The 17,395-nt window shown below is 68.6% G+C and carries 15 protein-coding genes; 9 read left to right on the top strand and 6 right to left on the bottom strand.

Translation table 11 applies throughout. The features are described from left to right. Window positions 1–8: 8 nt before the first annotated feature. Window positions 9–329, bottom strand: coding sequence for a DUF6292 family protein (locus tag FCG67_RS10760; protein ID WP_136909632.1), 321 nt, complete (start codon window positions 327–329; stop codon window positions 9–11). Window positions 330–514: 185 nt separating this feature from the next. Between FCG67_RS10760 and FCG67_RS10755 the strand changes: the two genes are divergently transcribed. Further along, window positions 515–901, top strand: a complete 387-nt coding sequence (locus FCG67_RS10755) for a hypothetical protein (protein ID WP_136909630.1) — start codon at window positions 515–517, stop codon at window positions 899–901. 88 nt (window positions 902–989) lie between these two features. On the opposite strand, the gene FCG67_RS10750 is transcribed toward FCG67_RS10755, so the two are convergent. Next, window positions 990–1,331, bottom strand: a complete 342-nt coding sequence (locus tag FCG67_RS10750) for a transglycosylase family protein (RefSeq protein WP_136909628.1) — start codon at window positions 1,329–1,331, stop codon at window positions 990–992. Window positions 1,332–1,771: 440 nt separating this feature from the next. Here FCG67_RS10750 and FCG67_RS10745 point away from each other — a divergent pair, with 440 nt between their 5' ends. After that, window positions 1,772–2,158 carry a DUF309 domain-containing protein gene (locus FCG67_RS10745; protein ID WP_136909626.1) on the top strand — a complete coding sequence of 129 codons (387 nt, stop codon included), beginning with the start codon at window positions 1,772–1,774 and terminating at the stop codon, window positions 2,156–2,158. Between the two features lie 23 nt (window positions 2,159–2,181). On the opposite strand, the gene FCG67_RS10740 is transcribed toward FCG67_RS10745, so the two are convergent. Both FCG67_RS10740 and FCG67_RS10735 read right to left on the bottom strand, forming a co-directional pair. Beyond that, entirely contained in the window at window positions 2,182–3,507 is a 1,326-nt protein-coding gene (locus FCG67_RS10740) for an MFS transporter (RefSeq protein WP_281282330.1), read from the bottom strand. 41 nt (window positions 3,508–3,548) lie between these two features. Further along, window positions 3,549–4,859, bottom strand: coding sequence for an NAD(P)/FAD-dependent oxidoreductase (locus FCG67_RS10735; protein ID WP_136909938.1), 1,311 nt, complete (start codon window positions 4,857–4,859; stop codon window positions 3,549–3,551). 138 nt (window positions 4,860–4,997) lie between these two features. Here FCG67_RS10735 and FCG67_RS10730 point away from each other — a divergent pair, with 138 nt between their 5' ends. Further along, the gene (locus FCG67_RS10730; protein ID WP_136909622.1) at window positions 4,998–5,900 is read left to right on the top strand and encodes a LysR family transcriptional regulator; all 903 of its coding nucleotides are present in this window, start codon (window positions 4,998–5,000) and stop codon (window positions 5,898–5,900) included. Here the strand turns inward: FCG67_RS10730 and FCG67_RS10725 are convergent. Next, a complete protein-coding gene (locus tag FCG67_RS10725; protein WP_136909620.1) occupies window positions 5,897–7,945 on the bottom strand; it encodes a phage holin family protein in 2,049 nt (682 codons plus the stop codon). The genes FCG67_RS10730 and FCG67_RS10725 overlap by 4 nt on opposite strands. Before the next feature lie 105 nt (window positions 7,946–8,050). On the opposite strand from FCG67_RS10725, the gene FCG67_RS10720 reads away from it, so the two are divergent. The 6 genes from FCG67_RS10720 to FCG67_RS10695 all read left to right on the top strand — a co-directional run bounded on the left by FCG67_RS10720 (window position 8,051) and on the right by FCG67_RS10695 (window position 14,987). Continuing rightward, the gene (locus tag FCG67_RS10720; protein WP_136909618.1) at window positions 8,051–9,541 is read left to right on the top strand and encodes a flavin-containing monooxygenase; all 1,491 of its coding nucleotides are present in this window, start codon (window positions 8,051–8,053) and stop codon (window positions 9,539–9,541) included. A 45-nt stretch (window positions 9,542–9,586) separates the two neighbouring features. After that, window positions 9,587–10,342, top strand: a complete 756-nt coding sequence (locus FCG67_RS10715; RefSeq protein ID WP_136909616.1) for an MBL fold metallo-hydrolase — start codon at window positions 9,587–9,589, stop codon at window positions 10,340–10,342. Window positions 10,343–10,571: 229 nt separating this feature from the next. Beyond that, window positions 10,572–10,946: a chorismate mutase family protein gene (locus FCG67_RS10710; RefSeq protein ID WP_077041694.1), complete on the top strand. Its 375-nt coding sequence runs from the start codon at window positions 10,572–10,574 to the stop codon at window positions 10,944–10,946. A gap of 5 nt (window positions 10,947–10,951) precedes the next feature. Further along, window positions 10,952–13,036: an aminodeoxychorismate synthase component I gene (gene pabB / locus FCG67_RS10705; protein WP_136909614.1), complete on the top strand. Its 2,085-nt coding sequence runs from the start codon at window positions 10,952–10,954 to the stop codon at window positions 13,034–13,036. Between the two features lie 77 nt (window positions 13,037–13,113). Next, window positions 13,114–13,989, top strand: coding sequence for a prephenate dehydrogenase/arogenate dehydrogenase family protein (locus FCG67_RS10700; protein ID WP_136909936.1), 876 nt, complete (start codon window positions 13,114–13,116; stop codon window positions 13,987–13,989). 47 nt (window positions 13,990–14,036) lie between these two features. Then, window positions 14,037–14,987: an AurF N-oxygenase family protein gene (locus tag FCG67_RS10695; RefSeq protein ID WP_136909934.1), complete on the top strand. Its 951-nt coding sequence runs from the start codon at window positions 14,037–14,039 to the stop codon at window positions 14,985–14,987. Between the two features lie 15 nt (window positions 14,988–15,002). Here FCG67_RS10695 and FCG67_RS10690 read toward each other — a convergent pair whose 3' ends face one another. Next, entirely contained in the window at window positions 15,003–17,339 is a 2,337-nt protein-coding gene (locus FCG67_RS10690; RefSeq protein ID WP_246044994.1) for an ATP-binding protein, read from the bottom strand. Window positions 17,340–17,395 lie beyond the last annotated feature (56 nt).

Here is a 17,395-nt window from a genome sequence, read left to right as displayed (position 1 = left end):
GCGCCCGGTCATCGCGGGCTCGGGTGTAGATAGTCCTCGCACAGCGCCCGCACCGCACTCGGCTGGGGAACCGGGGTTCCGGTCGTGCTCCCGAGGATGATCATGTCCTCGGTCGAGGAGGTCTCGACCGCGAGCTGCCATCCGCCGGATGGCACCCAGATCAGCGCGGCCTCCCGTACAGGGAAGACATCCCGCTGACGAGGCAACGCTATGTAGGCCTCCGACTCCGGTCCTTCTGAGCAGAACGCGACGTGCACGTGCTCGTGATCCGCCCCGACCGCGGCGGAAACCGCCTCGACGTAGCGCCGGAAGCCGGGGTCGCTGCTCACGTCGAAATCCGCGCTGTCATGCGCTCGTAGTTTCCGCCTGCTCATGGCAGGGGTGTTCCCATCCCGGCGGATCCCGAAACCGATCCGGATCCGGACCGCCGCGGTCCCGTCCGAAGGGTTTGAGCTGGGCCGCGACGGGCAATCCTGGGATCGAGGGTGGACCCGGTACGAGGAGGCATATCGACATGGACAGGGACGTCGTCATCTGGATCGTCGTGATCGCGGCGATCGTGGTGCTCGTGGCCGTGGCGCTCTGGTTCGCGAGGAATGCGCGGACGCGGCATCAACGCGCTGAGGCGCAGGAGATTCGTGAGCGGGCCACCGAACAATCTCACGAGGTCGGTCAAGAAGAGGCGCTCGCGGACGAGACTGCCGCACGTGCACGGATGGCCGAAGCGGAGGCCGACGCGAAGCGGGCCGAAGCCGAGCGGCTACAGGAACGCGCTCGAGCCCGGTCGACCGATGCGGCCAAGTCGCGCGAGGAACTCGACGGGCAATTCGAACGGGCCGACGACATCGACCCCGATGCCACGCAGCGGATCGAGCCGCCGGATAGGGAGCACCGAGCCTGAGCGGGTCGGATCGCCGTCACACGCCCACAGGCACCGGGGTGCCCGTCGGGGTTGCCGCCCGGGATCCCGAGCGGCAACCGGGGTTGGATCAGAGGTACTGGCCGCACACGGGCCATGCGCCCGGGCCCTGGCCCGCGAGCACGTTCTCGCCGACGCGGATCTGCTCCTCGCGGGAGGCGTTCGCGGCGTGGCCCTGGCCACCGTAGGCGGCCCAGGTGCTCGGAGTGAACTGCAGGCCGCCGGAGAATCCGTTGCCCGAATCGATGCCCCAGTTGCCGCTGCTCTCGCACTCGGCGACCGCGTCCCAATTGTGACCTGCCGCGTTGGCGGTACCGCCGGCCAGTCCCAGCGGGACGGCGACGAGGGCGCCGGTCGCGGCGATCCAGCCGAGGGTCTTGGTGGCAGTGCGGCGTGCATGGTTGATCGACATGTGATGGGTCCTCTCCTGCATCCGAGGCGGCGGCGGGGTCTTGGCCCCGCGGCGATGTTGGCCTCGTCACTGCCCTGATGTGTTGCGTCGGACCGGATCCCGCTGGGCAGTTCGCGAAGGTGGGCGAGCCGGTGGTGGTTCTCGTTTGTGAACCGGAAGCGACGGTAGCCGCAGTTCGGGGGCCCTCGCACCCCTCGGATGGCGGGCCCGACGCACGGACACCCGTCCAGATTCGGGGGCTGTCGCCGACTCCCCTGCAGGTCACGACCGAGATCTAAACATCTCGAAACGTATCCATTTCGTTACCTGAATGTGACGAAGGTCACTCATGCCGTCCCGCCTGTCGGGTTGCGCCGGACCCTTTCGTGACACTCTCTTCGCGCGGTGCGGGTGCCAGTTGGGCCCTGGTCGTGGCGAGCCGGAGGGATTAGATTCGGTACATGGCCGACGTTTCCTGGGGGCCACAGCTCGACCTCGGCGCCGCGATCACCGAATCGCAGCGACTGATGGATCACGGCGATCCCGCGCGGGCGCGGGACCTGTTGGAGGCCGAATCGGCACTCGCGCCCCCGGAGGAGTTGGAACTCTGGCAGGGCCTGTGGCAGCTGGCGGACGGCCTGGAGCGGGCGGTCCGGGGTGAGTCCCTGGTGGCGGCGGCCCGGCTGCGGCGGGGACGGGACCTGGTCGGGTCGTACGAGGACCGGCCGCCGCACGCGCTCGACATCACGGGGCTCCTGGCCTGGTCCACCCATGTGATCGACGAGCTCGCGGTCACGACCCGCGATCCCGACTGGGTCCCGCCGGTGCCCCGGCTGCGGATGCCCTGACGGTGTCTGCGGTCAGTCCGAGGTCACGACGTGGTGCCGGCCCGAGCGGGTTCCGGTATCGCCTGCGCCTGTCTGCGGTTCAACGCGAGGACGGGGATCAGCGCCAGCGCGATCAGTCCGCCACCGAGTGAGAGGACCGCGAAGCTGCTCGACGCGACCACCATCCCGCTCACGATGCCGCCGCCTGCACCGGCGAGCGCGATACACAGGTCGACCGAACCCTGGGTGCGTGCCCGCGTGGCGAGCGGGGTCGAGTCGGTGAGAATGGCGGTGCCGCTGATCAGCCCGAAGTTCCAGCCGAGCCCCAGTAGACCAAGCGCGACGGAGAGCAGCACGACTGAATCGGAGGGTGCCAGGGCCGCGAGGATGCCCGCCGCGAGCAGGGTGACACCGGCCGCGACCACGACCGGGATCCGTCCGTACCGGTCGGCGAGCATGCCGGTCAGCGGCGACGGCAGGAACATCGCCGCGACGTGGATCGCGATGACCATCCCGGTCTGTCCGAGGCCGTGTCCGTGATCCATCATGTGGATCGGGGTCATGGTCATGATCGCGACCATCACGATCTGCGTCACGACCATCACGGTGGCACCCACGAGGATGCCCCGGCGCTGCGTCTCCCGGTCGGGCTCCGGCGGCGCCTCCCCGCCGGCCCCGACCGGCTCGGACTGCAGCTGTCGCGCGACGCGCAGTGGATCGGGCCGGAGGAACGCCCAGAGGAACATGCCCGCGGCGGCGAATGCGGCCGACGACAGGATGAACGGGCCGGCCAGCACGGGGATGCCCCAGCCGTCCGCGAGGTCGCCCATGACCTCCACCAGGTTCGGCCCCGCCACCGCGCCGAAGGTCGTCGCGACCATGATCGTGCTGACCGCCCGGCCCCGATGCGAGGCCTCGGCCAGGTCGGTTCCCGCGTACCGGGCCTGGAGGTTGGTTGCGGTCCCGGAGCCGTAGACGAACATGGACACGAACAGCAGCGGGAGACTGTCCATGACCGCGGCGAGGACCACCCCGGCGCCGCCGGCCGCGCCCGCGAGGTATCCGATGCTGAGCCCGCTCCTGCGGCCGAGGCGGTGCGAGACCCGCCCGACGAGCAGCGCCGCTGCCGCGGACCCGAGGGTGAACAGGGCCGAGGACAGGCCGGCATATCGGCTCGACCCGAGCATCTCCTTGGTGAGCAGCGCGCCGACGGTGACGCCCGCGGCCAGTCCGGCGCCACCGAGGATCTGCGAGGTCACCACCACGATCAGCGTGCGGCGCTGTGTGCTCGCCCGGAGATCGCCGACGAGGGTGGGAGAGGTGGTGTCCATCAGTGTCTTTCGGGGGTCGGGACGCGCGGGCGCATTCAGCCTATTGCGCCGCGCGTCCGACCCCGACGGTCACACCCCGCTTACGCGGCGACCGGTACCTCGTCGTCGGCCTCGACCGTTCCCACCGGAGACGGCTCCTGCGCGTAGTGGAAGTGCGGGCGACGGTGGCCGAGGAACGAGCCGAACCACGACATCACCGCGATGTAGCGGTTGCGGAACCCGACCAGGTAGACCATGTGCACGGCCAGCCACAGCACCCAGGCGATGAACCCGGTGAGCTCGATGCTCTTCACCTTGGTCACCGCACGGAAGCGGTTGATGATCGCCATCGAGCCCTTGTCGCGGAACTTGAAGGCGGTGCCGCGCGGGGTCTTGCCGAGCACGGTCTTGGCGACGTGGCGTCCACCCTGCATCGCAACCGGGGACTGGCCCGGCAGGTTGTTCAGCGAGGTCATGTCGCCGACGGCGAAGATGTCCGCGCGGCCGCCGACCGTCAGGTCCGGGTTCACCAGCAGCCGGCCCGCCCGGTCCGTGTCGCAGCCGGTGCGCTCGGCGAGCACACCCGCGAAGTCGTTGGCCTGCACGCCCGCCGACCAGACGATGGTCTCGGCGGTGCGCCGCACCCCGGCCTCGCTGCCGTGCGCCTTGAAGGTGGCGCCGTGCTCGTCGATGTCGGTGACCAGCGTGTTCAGCACCACCTCGACGCCCGACTTCTCCAGCGAGGCCTTCGTGTACTCGCTGAGCTTGCCGCCGTACGCGGGCATCGCGACACCGGCGCCCTCGACAAGGGTGACGGTGACGTCGTCGGCGGTGATGCCGCGGATCGACTGCTCGAAGTAGCGGCCTGCGAGCTCCTTGATCTGGCCGGCCAGCTCGACGCCGGTCGCGCCCGCGCCGATCACGATGAAGCTGAGCAGGTTCTTGGCGCGCTCCGGGTCGGTGGTGGTGTGCGCCTCCTCGAAGCAGCGCACGATCTGGTCGCGCAGCCGCTTCGCGTCGTTGACGGTCTTGAGCGCGTAGGTGACCTTGGCGAACTCGTCGCGGCCGAAATACGACTGGCGCGCTCCGGTGGCGGCGATGAGGAAGTTGTATCCGAGGGTGTGCCGCTCGCCCGCGGCCTCGTAGACGAGTTCCTTCGCGTCGGCGTGCACGTCCACGACCCGGCCGAGCCGGACGTCGGCATTCGGGTACTTCGCGAGGATCGCCCGGATGGAGGGCGCGATCTCGCCTGCCGAGAGCACGCCGGTCGCCACCTGGTAGAGCAGCGGCTGGAACAGGTGCTCAGTGGTCTCGGAAATGAGGACGAACGGCGTGCCGGCCTTCGCCAGCTTCTTCGCCGCCGCGAGCGCGCCGAACCCCGAGCCCACGATGACGACCTCGGTCCGGTCCATCCCTGCGTCGACCACGACAACCTCCCGCGTAGATCTGATGTATGAGTTACACCGTAGGGATGTATTCCGGTGTTTCGCCAGCTAGCTCCGGGTATCCAGAATTCTCTTATCTGGATTGCTAATGAATAGAATGTGGGCATGGACTTTCGGCAGCTGCGCTACTTCCTGGCCGTCAGCGAGGAGCTGAGCTTCAGCCGGGCCGCGAAACGGTGCTTCATCTCGCAATCTGCCGTCAGCCACCAGGTCACCCGCCTCGAGCAGGAGCTCGGCGCACCGTTGTTCGAGCGGTCGACGCGGGTGGTGCGGCTGACCCCGGCCGGGTCCCGCCTGATCCCCATCGCCCAGCAGGTATTGAGCCTGGAGACCAAGGCGTACTCCGTCGTGCGCGAACCAAGGAACCGGATCCGGATCACCGCGAACATGAGCTTCGCGGCGCAGAGCCTCGACGCGATCGCCCGGGTGCGGGAGTCGCACCCGGACGTGGACATCGAGTTCGTGATCAAGAGTTTCACCGAGCGTATCGACGCGGTCGCATCGGGCGACGCCGACATCGCGTTGATCCGCGGGCGGGCGGATCGGCCGGGCCTGGAGACGGTGCGGCTCGGCGTCGACGACCTGGTGATCGTGACCTCGCGCCGACACCCGTTGTCCGCGTTCTCGACGGTCGAGTTGGGCGAGCTCGCCCCGTATCAGTTGCTGCTCCCGCCGCGCAGCAGCCAGGTGCTGCTGCACACCGTGGTCGAGGATGCGTTCCGTGAGATCGGGCGCCGCGTCTCGCTCGGGCCGTCGATCGCCAGCGACCACGCCGCGACGCTCGAGGTCATCACCAACCCGCGGGCGTGGACCGTGCTGTACGCGAGCACGGCGGCCGAGACGCCCCGAACCGGGCTCTGCTTCATGCGCGAGGCCAACAACCGGCTCCGTATCCCGGTGTGCGGGGTGGTGCGGACCGGCGGCGCGGACTCGCCCGCCCTGGCCAGCGTCATGAACGCGCTCCGCCAGTCGATGGACGGCGGCCAGGCGGGTCCGGCCGAGGACTAGCCGAGGCCGGCGCGTGCCTCGGCCGCCGCGAGGTCGCGCCAGCCGCTCAACACCCGGTGTACCTGCTCCGCGCCGTGCAGTTCGTCGGGCGGCTCGGGCAGGTGCGCGGGATAGAGCAGGAACGGCCGGGTCTGCGGACCGCCGAGCCCCCCGTGCGAGCCGACCTGTTCCTCGAACGCCGCGATCTCGCCGGTGTCCGGCCAGTACCGGCCGTTGATCATGATGTCGGCGACGTTGTCGAAGCCGTCGGTCCTGCGGATCCGCTCGAGCGTGCCGGGGCCGAAGTCCGCCAACGGATCCTGGCCCGCGACGAAACCGGTGTCGACCTCCACGCTGCCGTGCGCGCCGAGCACGATCGATCCCTTGCCCTCGCGGGCCACGAGGACGAACCCCACCCCGGGATGAGTGGTGAGGGCGGGCAACAGGGACGGATGATGCTCGGTGATCCAGCGCATCGTCGCGCGGCCGGCGGCGAGCGGGAAACTCACCAGTCCGACGTTCCCCGACGCGAGCACCACCGGCCGCTCGGGCGGCGCGGTGACCCGGTCCGGCGGTGGCGTGGCCCGCAGGCTCGCGGCGGCGTACCCGAGGCCCTCCGCGCCTCGGCCCTGCGCGCCGACGTCCGGGACGTCCTTGTCGTGGTGCAGCCACCGACCGTGCTGGGGTTGCGGCCGACCGGCCTCGCACTCCCGCAGGACCAGGGCCTCGAGGGTCTCGCCGAAGCGGCCGGTGAACGTCTCGCCCTGACTCTGGCCGTGATCGGAGAGGACGACGATGTTGTACGGCCGGTCGGCCTGCGCCGCGACGGCGGCGATCATGCCGATCTCCGCGTCGAGCTTGCGCAGCACCGCGAGGGTCTCCGGCCGTTCCACCCCGGAATGGTGCGAGACCTCGTCGTAGCCGACGAGGTCGACGTAGATCACGTTGCGGCCCTTGATGATGTCGCCGATCACCGCGGCAACCACGACATCGGTCTCGACGACGGTCGTGAAGGCCCGTACCAGCGGATAGATCCCGCCGCGGCGCACCCGCGGCCGGATGTCCCGTCTGCGCTGGTGCCAGGCCTGGCGGATCTCGCGCAACACCTCGGCGACCAGTCGGATGAAGGTACGGACCGCGCTCGCCGGATCGATGAAGTAGTCCGCATATCCGGTGCCACCGCCTCCCATCCGGGCGCCCTTCATCCGGCTGACCACGAGGACGTTGTCCTCGGCGCCGCCGGAGAACAGGTTGCCGCGGCTCGCTCCCCCGTCGGCGAGCAGTCCGGGTATCGACGCGCGTTCACGCTCGCGTTCGGCGTTGTCGCTCGGATTGCTGAACACCGCAATCCTCTTGGTGGCCTTGTCGTACCACCGGAACGCCGGCACGTTGTGGTTGCTGCCGTGCAGGATCCCGAGCTGGCTGGCACCGGTCTGGCTGCTCCAGTCGGTGTGCCATGGCATCAGTCGGTGGGACTCGTCGTGGACCATCGCGGCGAGGGTGGGGACCACCCCCGATCGCATCGCGCGCTGCAACACCTTGTGACCCAGCCCGTCGATCTGGATGCACAGCAGACCCGGACGATCCGAGCCGCCGTCGGGTGACCTCTTGCGGCGCAATCGAAACCGCTGTCGACGCACCAGCATCATGCGGTAGGTGTCGTCGCGCCGCGAAGCGATGGCACCGGACACCGCCGAGCTCACCAGCGACAACAGCACCGCGAGGATGATGATGTCGGTGACGCTCTCCGCCGTGGCGAGCGGCAGGATGCGCACGGAGAGCAGCATGATCAGGCCGCTGCCGACGAAGGCGAACAGGAACAGCAGCGCCGGTCCGACCCACAGCATGGCCCTCAGCAGGATCGGCCAGAGCACCGTGCTGAGCAGGCCGAACAGCAGGGCCAGCGCCAGCGCGCTCGGAGCCGATCCGAGTGGGCCCGGCGCACCGGTACTGGCCAACTCGACGCCGGGTAGGACCGCGTCGATCATCATCAGCGCCGCGGCGGATATCAGCCACAGCACGAGGAACTCGGTGACGGTACGGGCCGCCGATCCCAGAGTGCGCATGCACACCTCCATTCACCTGGATCGTAGGTGTCCAACGGGCCGGATCGCAGTGTGGCGCGGTGCTAGGTTCGAGGTGGAACACTCCCCACGACAGCGGTGGCAGCCATGGCGATCGACCATTTCGACGTCCTGATAGTGGGTGCCGGCCTGTCCGGGATCGGGGCCGGGTACCACCTGCAGGCGAGATGTCCGGACAAGTCGTACGCGATCCTCGAGGCGCGCGGCGCGATAGGCGGGACCTGGGACCTGTTCCGGTATCCCGGTGTTCGCTCGGACTCCGACATGTACACCCTCGGGTACTCGTTCCGGCCGTGGACGGACGCGAAGTCGATCGCCGACGGCCCGTCGATCCTCAGCTATGTCCGCGCCACCGCGCAGGAGCAGGGAATAGACCGGAGGATCCGGTTCGACCATCGGGTGGCCCGCGCGGAGTGGTCGAGCGAGGACGCCAGGTGGACCGTCGAGGCGCAGCGTGGCCCCACCGCCGAGATCGTGCGTCTCACGTGCAACTTCCTGTTCATGTGCAGCGGCTACTACGACTATCGGGAGGGCTACACCCCCGAGTTCGCGGGGGTCGACCGGTTCGCGGGCCGGGTCGTGCACCCGCAGCACTGGCCGGACGACATCGACTGGGCGGGCAAACGCGTGGTCGTGATCGGCAGCGGCGCGACCGCGGTGACGCTGGTCCCGGCGATCGCGGAGTCCGCCGCCCACGTCACGATGCTGCAGCGTTCGCCCAGCTATGTCCTGTCCGTGCCGGACGAGGACGTGATGGCCAACCGGCTGCGCGCTGTCCTGCCGTCGAAGCTCGCCTACGGCATCGTCCGCTGGAAGAACGTGCTGCGCTTCATGCTCTTCTTCACGATGAGCCGCCGGGCGCCCGGCGTCGTCAAGAGGCTGCTCCGCAGGCAGGTGCGGGCGCAGCTGCCAGCCGGGTTCGACGTCGACGCCCACTTCACGCCTCGCTACGACCCGTGGGACCAGCGCATGTGTTTCGTGCCGCACGGCGATCTGTTCAGTGCGATTCGGAACGGCCGGGCGGACGTCGTCACCGATCGGATCGAGACGTTCACCGAGCGGGGCATCAGCCTCGCGTCGGGGACGGAGCTCGCGGCCGACATCATCGTGACGGCCACGGGGCTGAAGCTGATCGTCGGCGGCGGGGTCGAGCTGAGTGTGGACGGCGCCCCAGTCGATGCCGCAAAGGCACTGAGCTACAAGGGGATGATGCTGAGCGACGTCCCCAATTTCGCCAGCTGCATCGGCTACACCAATGCGTCGTGGACGCTCAAGTGCGACCTGACATGCGAGTACGTGTGCAGGCTGCTCAATCACATGGCCGCCAACGGTTACCGGCAGTGCACGCCCCGCAATGTCGATCCGTCCATCACCACGATGCCGATCATCGACTTCTCGTCCGGGTACGTGCAGCGCTCGATCCACGAGTTCCCGAAACAGGGATCGAAGAAGCCGTGGCGGCTGTACCAGAACTATGCCCTCGACATCGCGATGCTGAAGTTCGGATCCGTCGAGGACGCGATGGAATTCGTCAGGACCGATGCCGCGGGTGCCCGCCGCGCGGACGTCGTGGGCTGATCGCTCGCCGGGCGGCGGATCGGCTCGTCTGGGATCGTGGGTGCCATGTCTGATCGAACACCGCTGGCCCGATGGCACGGGCACGCCACCGTCTCGATCACGGACCGCGGGACCACCATCCTCACCGACCCGATCCTCACCGACCGGGTCGCACACCTGCGGCGCAGGCGTGGGCCCAACCCGCTCGGCACTCCCCTGCTCCCGGATGCGGTGGTGCTGTCCCACCTGCACGCGGACCACACGCATCTGCCCTCGCTGAGGCTGATCGGCGGCGATGTCCCGATCCTCGTTCCCACCGGCGCGGTCGGCCAGGTGTCGGGGCTCCGGGCGTTCGGCGATCGGCTGATCGAGGTGAGTCCCGGCGACGAGGTGCGGATCGGCGGGGTGCTGGTTCGCGCCGTCCCGGCCGAACACGACGGTCGACGCTGGCCCCGCGGGCCGCACCGGGTGCGGGCGCTCGGCTACGTGATCGAGGGCGAGGGGCGTACGTATTTCGCCGGGGACACCGCGCTGTACGGATCGATGTCGGACTGGATCCCCGAGTGCGATCTGGCGCTCATCCCGGTCGGCGGGTGGGGGCCGAGTCTCGGACCGGGGCACCTCGACCCGGCGGCGGCCGTCCGCGCGGCGGTCGCGGTCGGCGCCCGCACCGCGATCCCGGTGCACTTCGGCACGCTCTGGCCGATGGGGTTCGATTCCGTGCGCCCCGATCGCTTCTACGGGCCAGGCGCCGAGTTCGTCCGTCGGATGGCGGAGGCGGGTCTCACCGCCACCGAACTGCGTCCCGGCGAGTCGAGCTGAGGCGACGGCAAAAGCAACCCAAGAGAGACCGCATCGGCCGCGGCGCAGACCCGGAAATGGGTAACGTCGGGGATCGAGGATTCGATTAAAAGGGTGGCTAGGGCGTATTCCCCCGTGAGAAGATTGGAAGATTCTCTACCCGGAGTTCTGCTCGAGGCTGACGGACCTCGGCTGGCGTGCATCGACCGGAGTCGGTGCAGATCAGCCCAGATTGCTAAGGCGGCGGCGGATGGACACGTCGAATGGTTCCCACGGGGCCGGAAACGGATTCTCGGCGGCGCAGCGCGAGCTCGAGGTGTTGCGAACCGAGCTCGACGACGTGGACCGGCACCTGCTCGAGGACGTCCGCGCACGCATCGAGGTGTGTACCCGAATCGCCCGGCTGAAGAGGCGGAACTCCATACCGATGATGCAGCCGCAGCGCATCGGGGTGGTCCAGGACCGCGCGCAGACCTATGCGGTCGAGCACGAGCTGTCCCCTGACTTCTTTCGTTCGCTCTACGAGCTGCTGATCCGTGAGACCTGCCGGGTCGAGGACCTGATCATCGACGCGGACGGATCCGAGCCCGAGGGTGCGAGCGGGCCGTCTGGACGTGGGGGCTGACGCCCATGACGCCGATGCGAACGCTCCTCATCGACAATTACGACTCCTTCACCTACAACCTCTACAGTCTGCTGGCTGAGGTGAACGGCGTACCGCCGACCGTGGTGTCGAACGACGTCGATTGGGCGTCGGTGAACCTGGCCGACCACGACAACATCGTCATCTCGCCGGGGCCGGGAAGGCCGGACCGGGATCGGGATTTCGGCATCAGCGCCGCTGCGATCACCGAGGGCGATCTGCCCGTTCTCGGCGTGTGCCTGGGGCACCAGGGGCTGTGCCACCTGTTCGGCAGCCCGGTCCTGCCCGCGCCGATCCCCATGCACGGGCGGGTCTCCGAGGTCCATCACACGGGGGACGGACTGTTCGCGGGAATCCCGTCGCCCTTCCGCGCGGTCCGGTACCACTCCCTGATCGTCGAGGATCTCGACGATCAACTCGAGGCGCTGGCCCACACCCGCGACGGCCTATTGATGGCGGTGCGTCACCGGGAGCGGCCGCTCTGGGGCGTCCAGTTCCACCCGGAGTCCATCTGTACCGATCACGGCCGTGCGCTGCTGACCAATTTCCGGGACCTGACCCCGCGGGCGCGCTCCCGCCGGGCGACGGCGCGCCCGATACCGCTGCCGCTTGCCGAACCCCGCTATCGCGTCGACAGCATGCGCATCGACCGGGCGCTCGATCCCAAGGAGGTCTACGAAGCGCTGTTCGTCCACGGCCCGAACAGCTTCTGGCTGGACGGCAGCGCGGCACTCGAGCCGGACTCGCGGTTCTCCGTCATGGGCGACTGCTCCGGTCCCCTGGCCGAGTACGTCACCTACAGCGTCACCGAGACCGCGGTTCGGGTGCACAGGCAGGGAAAGCTCGAACGGGAGGTCCACAGCACCTTCTTCGACTACATGGAGAAGCAGTTGCGTGCTCGCGCGGTTGCCCCTCGCCCCGACCTCCCGTTCGGTTTCTGCCTCGGCTACGTCGGGTATCTCGGCTACGAGCTGAAGGCGGACACCTGTGGGCAGCTCGTCCACGCCTCGCCGAACCCGGACGCCGCCGTCGTCTTCGCGGACAGGGCCCTGGTGCTCGACCACGAGGCCAACTGCTGCTATCTGCTCTCGCTCGACGACGGTTCCGGCGACCGGGAGGGTGCCCGCTGGTTGACTGAGACGGCCGCCGCGCTGTCGGAGTTCGACGTGGTCCCCCACGAGCCACCGACCCCACCCCCGCTGGTTCATCTCGATGCCGACCACGAGCCACGGTTCCGGCACAGCCGGGATGCCTATCTCGCGCTTATCGAGCAGTGCCTCAGCGAGATCCGTTCCGGCGAGTCGTACGAGGTGTGCCTGACCAACACCGGGACCGTCGACGGGCCGATCGACCCACTGGACCGCTATGCGTGCCTACGCGAGATCAGCCCGACCCCGTACAACGCGCTCCTGCAGTTCTCGGGAATCTCGGTCCTGAGCGCCTCGCCCGAGCGCTTTCTCCGGATCGGCGCGGACCGGGTGATCGAGTCCAAGCCGATCAAGGGCACCCGGCGGCGGTCGTTCTCGCCGGATACCGACGAGGCCCTGCGTCGCGACCTGGGTGAGGCCGAGAAGGATCGCGCCGAGAACCTGATGATCGTCGACCTGGTCCGCAACGACCTGTCCCGTGTGTGCGTTCCTGGCTCGGTGCACGTCCCGAAGCTGTTCGACGTCGAGACCTACGCGCCCGTGCACCAACTGGTCTCGACCATCCGCGGCACCCTGCGGCCGGGTGTCTCGGTGGTGGACTGCATCCGGGCGACCTTCCCCGGCGGATCGATGACCGGGGCGCCGAAGGTGCGCACCCTCGAGATCCTAGACAAGCTCGAGGACGGCCCGCGCGGGGTCTATTCGGGTGCCATCGGGTACTTCTCGCTCACCGGCACCGCCGACTTCTCCATCGTGATCCGGACCCTGGTCGCCACCGCCGACGAGGTGACGTTCGGTGCGGGTGGCGCGATCATGGCGATGTCCGACCCGGACGAGGAGTACGAGGAGACGATGGTCAAGGCCGTCACCATGAAACGTTGCCTGTCGATGAACACCGACCATCAGGACCAGGCCGGACCGTGATCGACACGGGATCTGCGCGAGCGTCGTCGCAGTTCCGCACCGCCGTCGTCGTCGGCGGTGCGGGATCGGTCGGCGTGATGCTGGTCGCGTTGCTGCGCGGCGACGGGATCCAGGTCCTGGTGGCCGATCCCCGCTGCGCGACGCGAACGGACACCATCACCGACGCGGACGCCATGGCCGCTGACCTCACGGCCCCGACCGGGGAGTTCGTCGCGTCCCTGCGCTCCGCCGACCTGGTGGTGTTGGCCGTGCCAGAGACGGTCGCGCTGGCCGCCGCCCCGGCTCTCCCCCGGCTCCTCTCCCCCGGCGCCCTGCTCGTCGACACGCTGTCGGTCAAGTCGCGGTTCGCACGTGCGCTCACGGACTCCGCGCCGGGCATCGCGGCCGTCGGGGTCAACCCGATGTTCGCCCCCGACCTGGGTATGGCGGGCAGGCCGGTGGCCGCGGTCACGTATTGCGGGGGTCACCAGGTCGACCGGTTCCTCGCGTCCCTGTCCGGATGGGGGGCCGAGATCGTCCGGCTCGCACCCGATCAGCACGATCGGATCGTCGCGGCGACACAGGCGCTCACGCACGCCGCGGTGTTGGCCTTCGGCCTCGCGCTGACCGAGCTCGACGTGACGAGCGAGGAACTGTCCGCCAACGCGACCCCGCCGCACACGGTGGCGCTGGCGCTGCTGGCCCGGATCGGGCTGGGGAACCCGGCCGTGTACCGCGACGTCCAGGCCGGGAATCCGTTGGCGGGCAGGGCACGCGACGCGCTGGCGGCGGCGGTGACCCGGTTGTCGTCGGTGGTCGAGCACGGCACCGAGGACGATTTCGACGAACTGGTGGCCGCGTCGCGTCGACCCCTCGGCGACCACGCCCGCCGGTACGGGGATCTGTGTGCGGAGATCTTCCACGGCCTGGCATCCGAGGATGTATCGGTGCGATCGGAGGTGATCGAGTCGTGACCGGTCCGTTCGAGGTACACGGCAGCGAGACATTCGGGTACGAGAGCCTGCTGTCGCCGCCCTCCCTGCCCGAATGCGATGAGTCGAATCCGGTCGAGAGCGCGGTGATCCGCGGCCTGGTCAGGAGTTGGCCGCGCCGAGCCACGGTGCGAAGGGTCGAACCCGAGCTCGACGACTTCTTCGACCCGGCCAAGGCCGACTTCCCCGAGGCGCTGCTCCCGTTCCGCGAGCACGACCTGTACCGCTGCCTGGACGAGTCGAAGAAGGACCGGCTGCGGGCCTGGGGGTGGATCGCCTACAACAAGAACGTGATGGACATCGAGCAGTTCGTGGTGAACCCGGGTTTCCAGTTGCTCTCCCACGACGCGTTCGGCACCGGGCTCGGCGACGGCCACCGCGCGGCGGCGCTGCAGTCGATGGTCGACGAGGAGTACCACACCCTGATGCACCTCAACGCGAGCGCCGCGACGCGCCGGCATCGCGGGTGGCCGTTGCGCGAAGACACGCTGCCCGCGGCCCAGACGGTCCGCCGCCACCACGCGGCCGTGGCCGGCCACACCGATCCGCGGGCCGCGGCGCTGACGACGCTCGCCTACACCACGGTCGCCGAAACATCGATCAGCGCCTACCTGGGCCTGATGACCGAGGACGAGGGGGTGCAGCCGTTGAACCGGGCGACCGTGGCGCTGCACCGTCGCGACGAGCAGTGCCACTCGTCCATCACCGGCGACCTCGTGACGCTGGTGTACGACACGCTCGATGCAGACGACCGGCACACCCTGCTCGAGGGTCTACGCGAGGGCGTGGACGCGTTCACCGCGAGCGACCTCACCACCTGGCGGGCCATCCTCGAGCAGGAACAGATCACCGGCGCGGGGACGATCATCGCGGACGTCACCGCGGACAGCGACCGGAAGCCGATGGTGCAGGACTGCAGCGCGATTCGGCGGCTGTGCGAGCATTTGGGCGTCGCGGACGACATCCGCGACGAATGGTGAATACCTGCATGTCGATCAGAGGTCCGGAGCCTGCTGGTCCTCGGCGACCCAGGCCGCAATCTGTGTTCGCGAGGTGAACCCCAGCTTGGACAGGGTGCGTTCGACGTGGCCCTGGGCGGTGCGGGGTGAGATCACCAACCGGGCGGCGATCTCCCTGTTCGTCAGCCCTGCCGCGACCAGGTTCGCGACCTCGGTTTCGCGCCGAGTCAATACGGAAGCCGCTGGCCTCGTCGGGGCTTGGGCGGCCTGGTCCCCGAGCGCATATGCGACCGATTCGTCCAGACCCATGGCGGCACCGACTTGAAAGGCCTTCTCGTAGGCCCGATTCCCGAGTGCGTCGCGGGCGAGTTGCTCGCACTCGTCGTGCTTGCTGATCAGGTGCGGGAGGGTTGCCGAGGCGCCGCCCACCGTTCGCGACAGCGTGTTGGCGGCACCCATCAGGACGGCGGCGCTCGTCGCCCTCCGCTCTCGTATCGCGATCCAGGCCAACGACTCTATACTCCAGCCTGTCACGAACGGGTCGTTGACCAGCCGGGTCAGTCGCAACGCCTGCTCCAACAAGGTGGATGCACGATCGGTGTCTCCGGACCGCAGCGCCGTCAATCCGACGGCCCACAACGAGTACCCACGGTAGTAGGTCTCGCCCCGAGGCGTGGTGATGTCGAGCACCTGTTCGTAACAGGCGACCGCCGTCTTCCCGTCGCCGAGCAGTCCACTCGCGGCCGCGAGCCCGAGGAGGCCACTTATCAGCCGCGCCGCTTTCATGCCGGTTTCGGTTTCTGACAGTGCACCGGTGCTCGTGACCGCGGACTGGAGAGATACCACTGCGCCGGTCAGGTCTCCTCCGAACAATGCGAGAAAGCCGGTCACATAGTTGACGACTTCGAGTGACTCCGCATCCCCCCGCTGCTCCGCGAGCGTCTGGCATTGCGCCACCCGGGCCGCCGCCTCGTCGAGCCGGCCCTGCATTCCCGCCAGCAAGCTGTCGTCATAGAGGATGACCGGCCGTTCCGACGCCTGCTCGGTATCGGAGCGTGCCAGGGAGCGGTCCAACCAATGCCTTGCTTCCGCCCACAGGCCTTGGCACGTCCAGAACAGGTACAAAGCGCTGACCATCCGTGCGCTGACACCGGGATCACCATCGGCGACCGAGTCGGTCAGGCTGTGTTTCAGTGCGTCCCGCAGGTTCGACTGCTCCCGTTTGAGTCGGACGATCCAGTCCACCTGGTGGTCACTGATCCACTCGGACTCCGCCCTCAGCACCAACCGCTCATACCAGGCGAGATGCCGTCGCTGGGCCGTCGGATAGTTGCCGGATTCCCGCAGCTTGTCACTGCCGTACTCGCGGATAGTCTCGGGCATGGTGAAACGCACGACTTCCGCGAGCTGCTCACGGATCAGGACCGACTTGTCCACGAGGGAGGTCACCCCGTCGAGTAGATCGCCCGCGACGAGTTCCTCGGGGCAGATTTCCTCGGCCGCATCCAACTCGAAACTGCCGGCAAACACCGACAGCCAGGCCCACAGCCTCTGCTCCCGCGCCCCGCACAGCTCGTAACTCCAGTCCACGCACGCCCGCAACGTCTGTTGCCGTGTCGGTGCGCCCCGGGGCCCGACGGTCAGCAGTCGGTAGCGATCGGCCAAACGCTGCACGATCTGGTCGGCAGACATCGCACGCATCCGCGCCGCCGCCAACTCGATCGCCAACGGAAGTCCGTCCAGCCTGCCGCAGATTGCCGCCACCGCCCCGTAATTGGCCACGGTGAGTGCGAAGTCCGGCACAGCGGCGGAGGCTCGGGCGACGAATAGTGCAACCGCCTCGTACCGGGGCATCGCCTCAAGAGGCGGGAGGTGGTCGGCGTCCGGAACCGTCAACGGCGGTACCCGCAACTCCTGCTCCCCGTCCACCGCGAGGACCTCACGGCTCGTGGCCACGAGCCGCAGCTCCGGACACCCCCTCAGCAAAGTCCCCACCAACACCGCGACGGTACCCAGCAGGTGCTCGCAATTGTCCAGTACCACCAACGTCTGCCTAGTGGCGAGATGATCCACCAGCAATCCAGACAACGACCGTCCCCGCTGATCCGGTAGCCCGAGCGCGGCGGCGACGGTCTCCGCCAACAACTCAGAATCATGCAGCTCGCCGAGTTCGACCAACCAGACCCCGTCCGCGAATGACCGCCGCGAATCTTCGGCAACCCGCACAGCCAGCCTGGTCTTGCCGACTCCACCGACCCCGGTCAACGTCACCAACCGTGAAGTCGACAGCAGCCGCCTCGCCCCGGCTATCTCCCGGCGCCGGCCGATGAAACTGGTCAATTCCACCGGTAGGTTGCCGACGTTGTGCCTCACGGAAGGCACCCTTCGGACGTCATCCACTTCACGGTACCCGCAGGAGTTCTCCGCAC

The sequence above is a fragment of the Rhodococcus oryzae genome (assembly GCF_005049235.1).
Taxonomy (GTDB): Bacteria; Actinomycetota; Actinomycetes; order Mycobacteriales; family Mycobacteriaceae; genus Rhodococcus_G; species Rhodococcus_G oryzae.
Note: the sequence above shows the minus strand (reverse complement) of the source record. Positions and strands in the feature narration are given on the sequence as shown.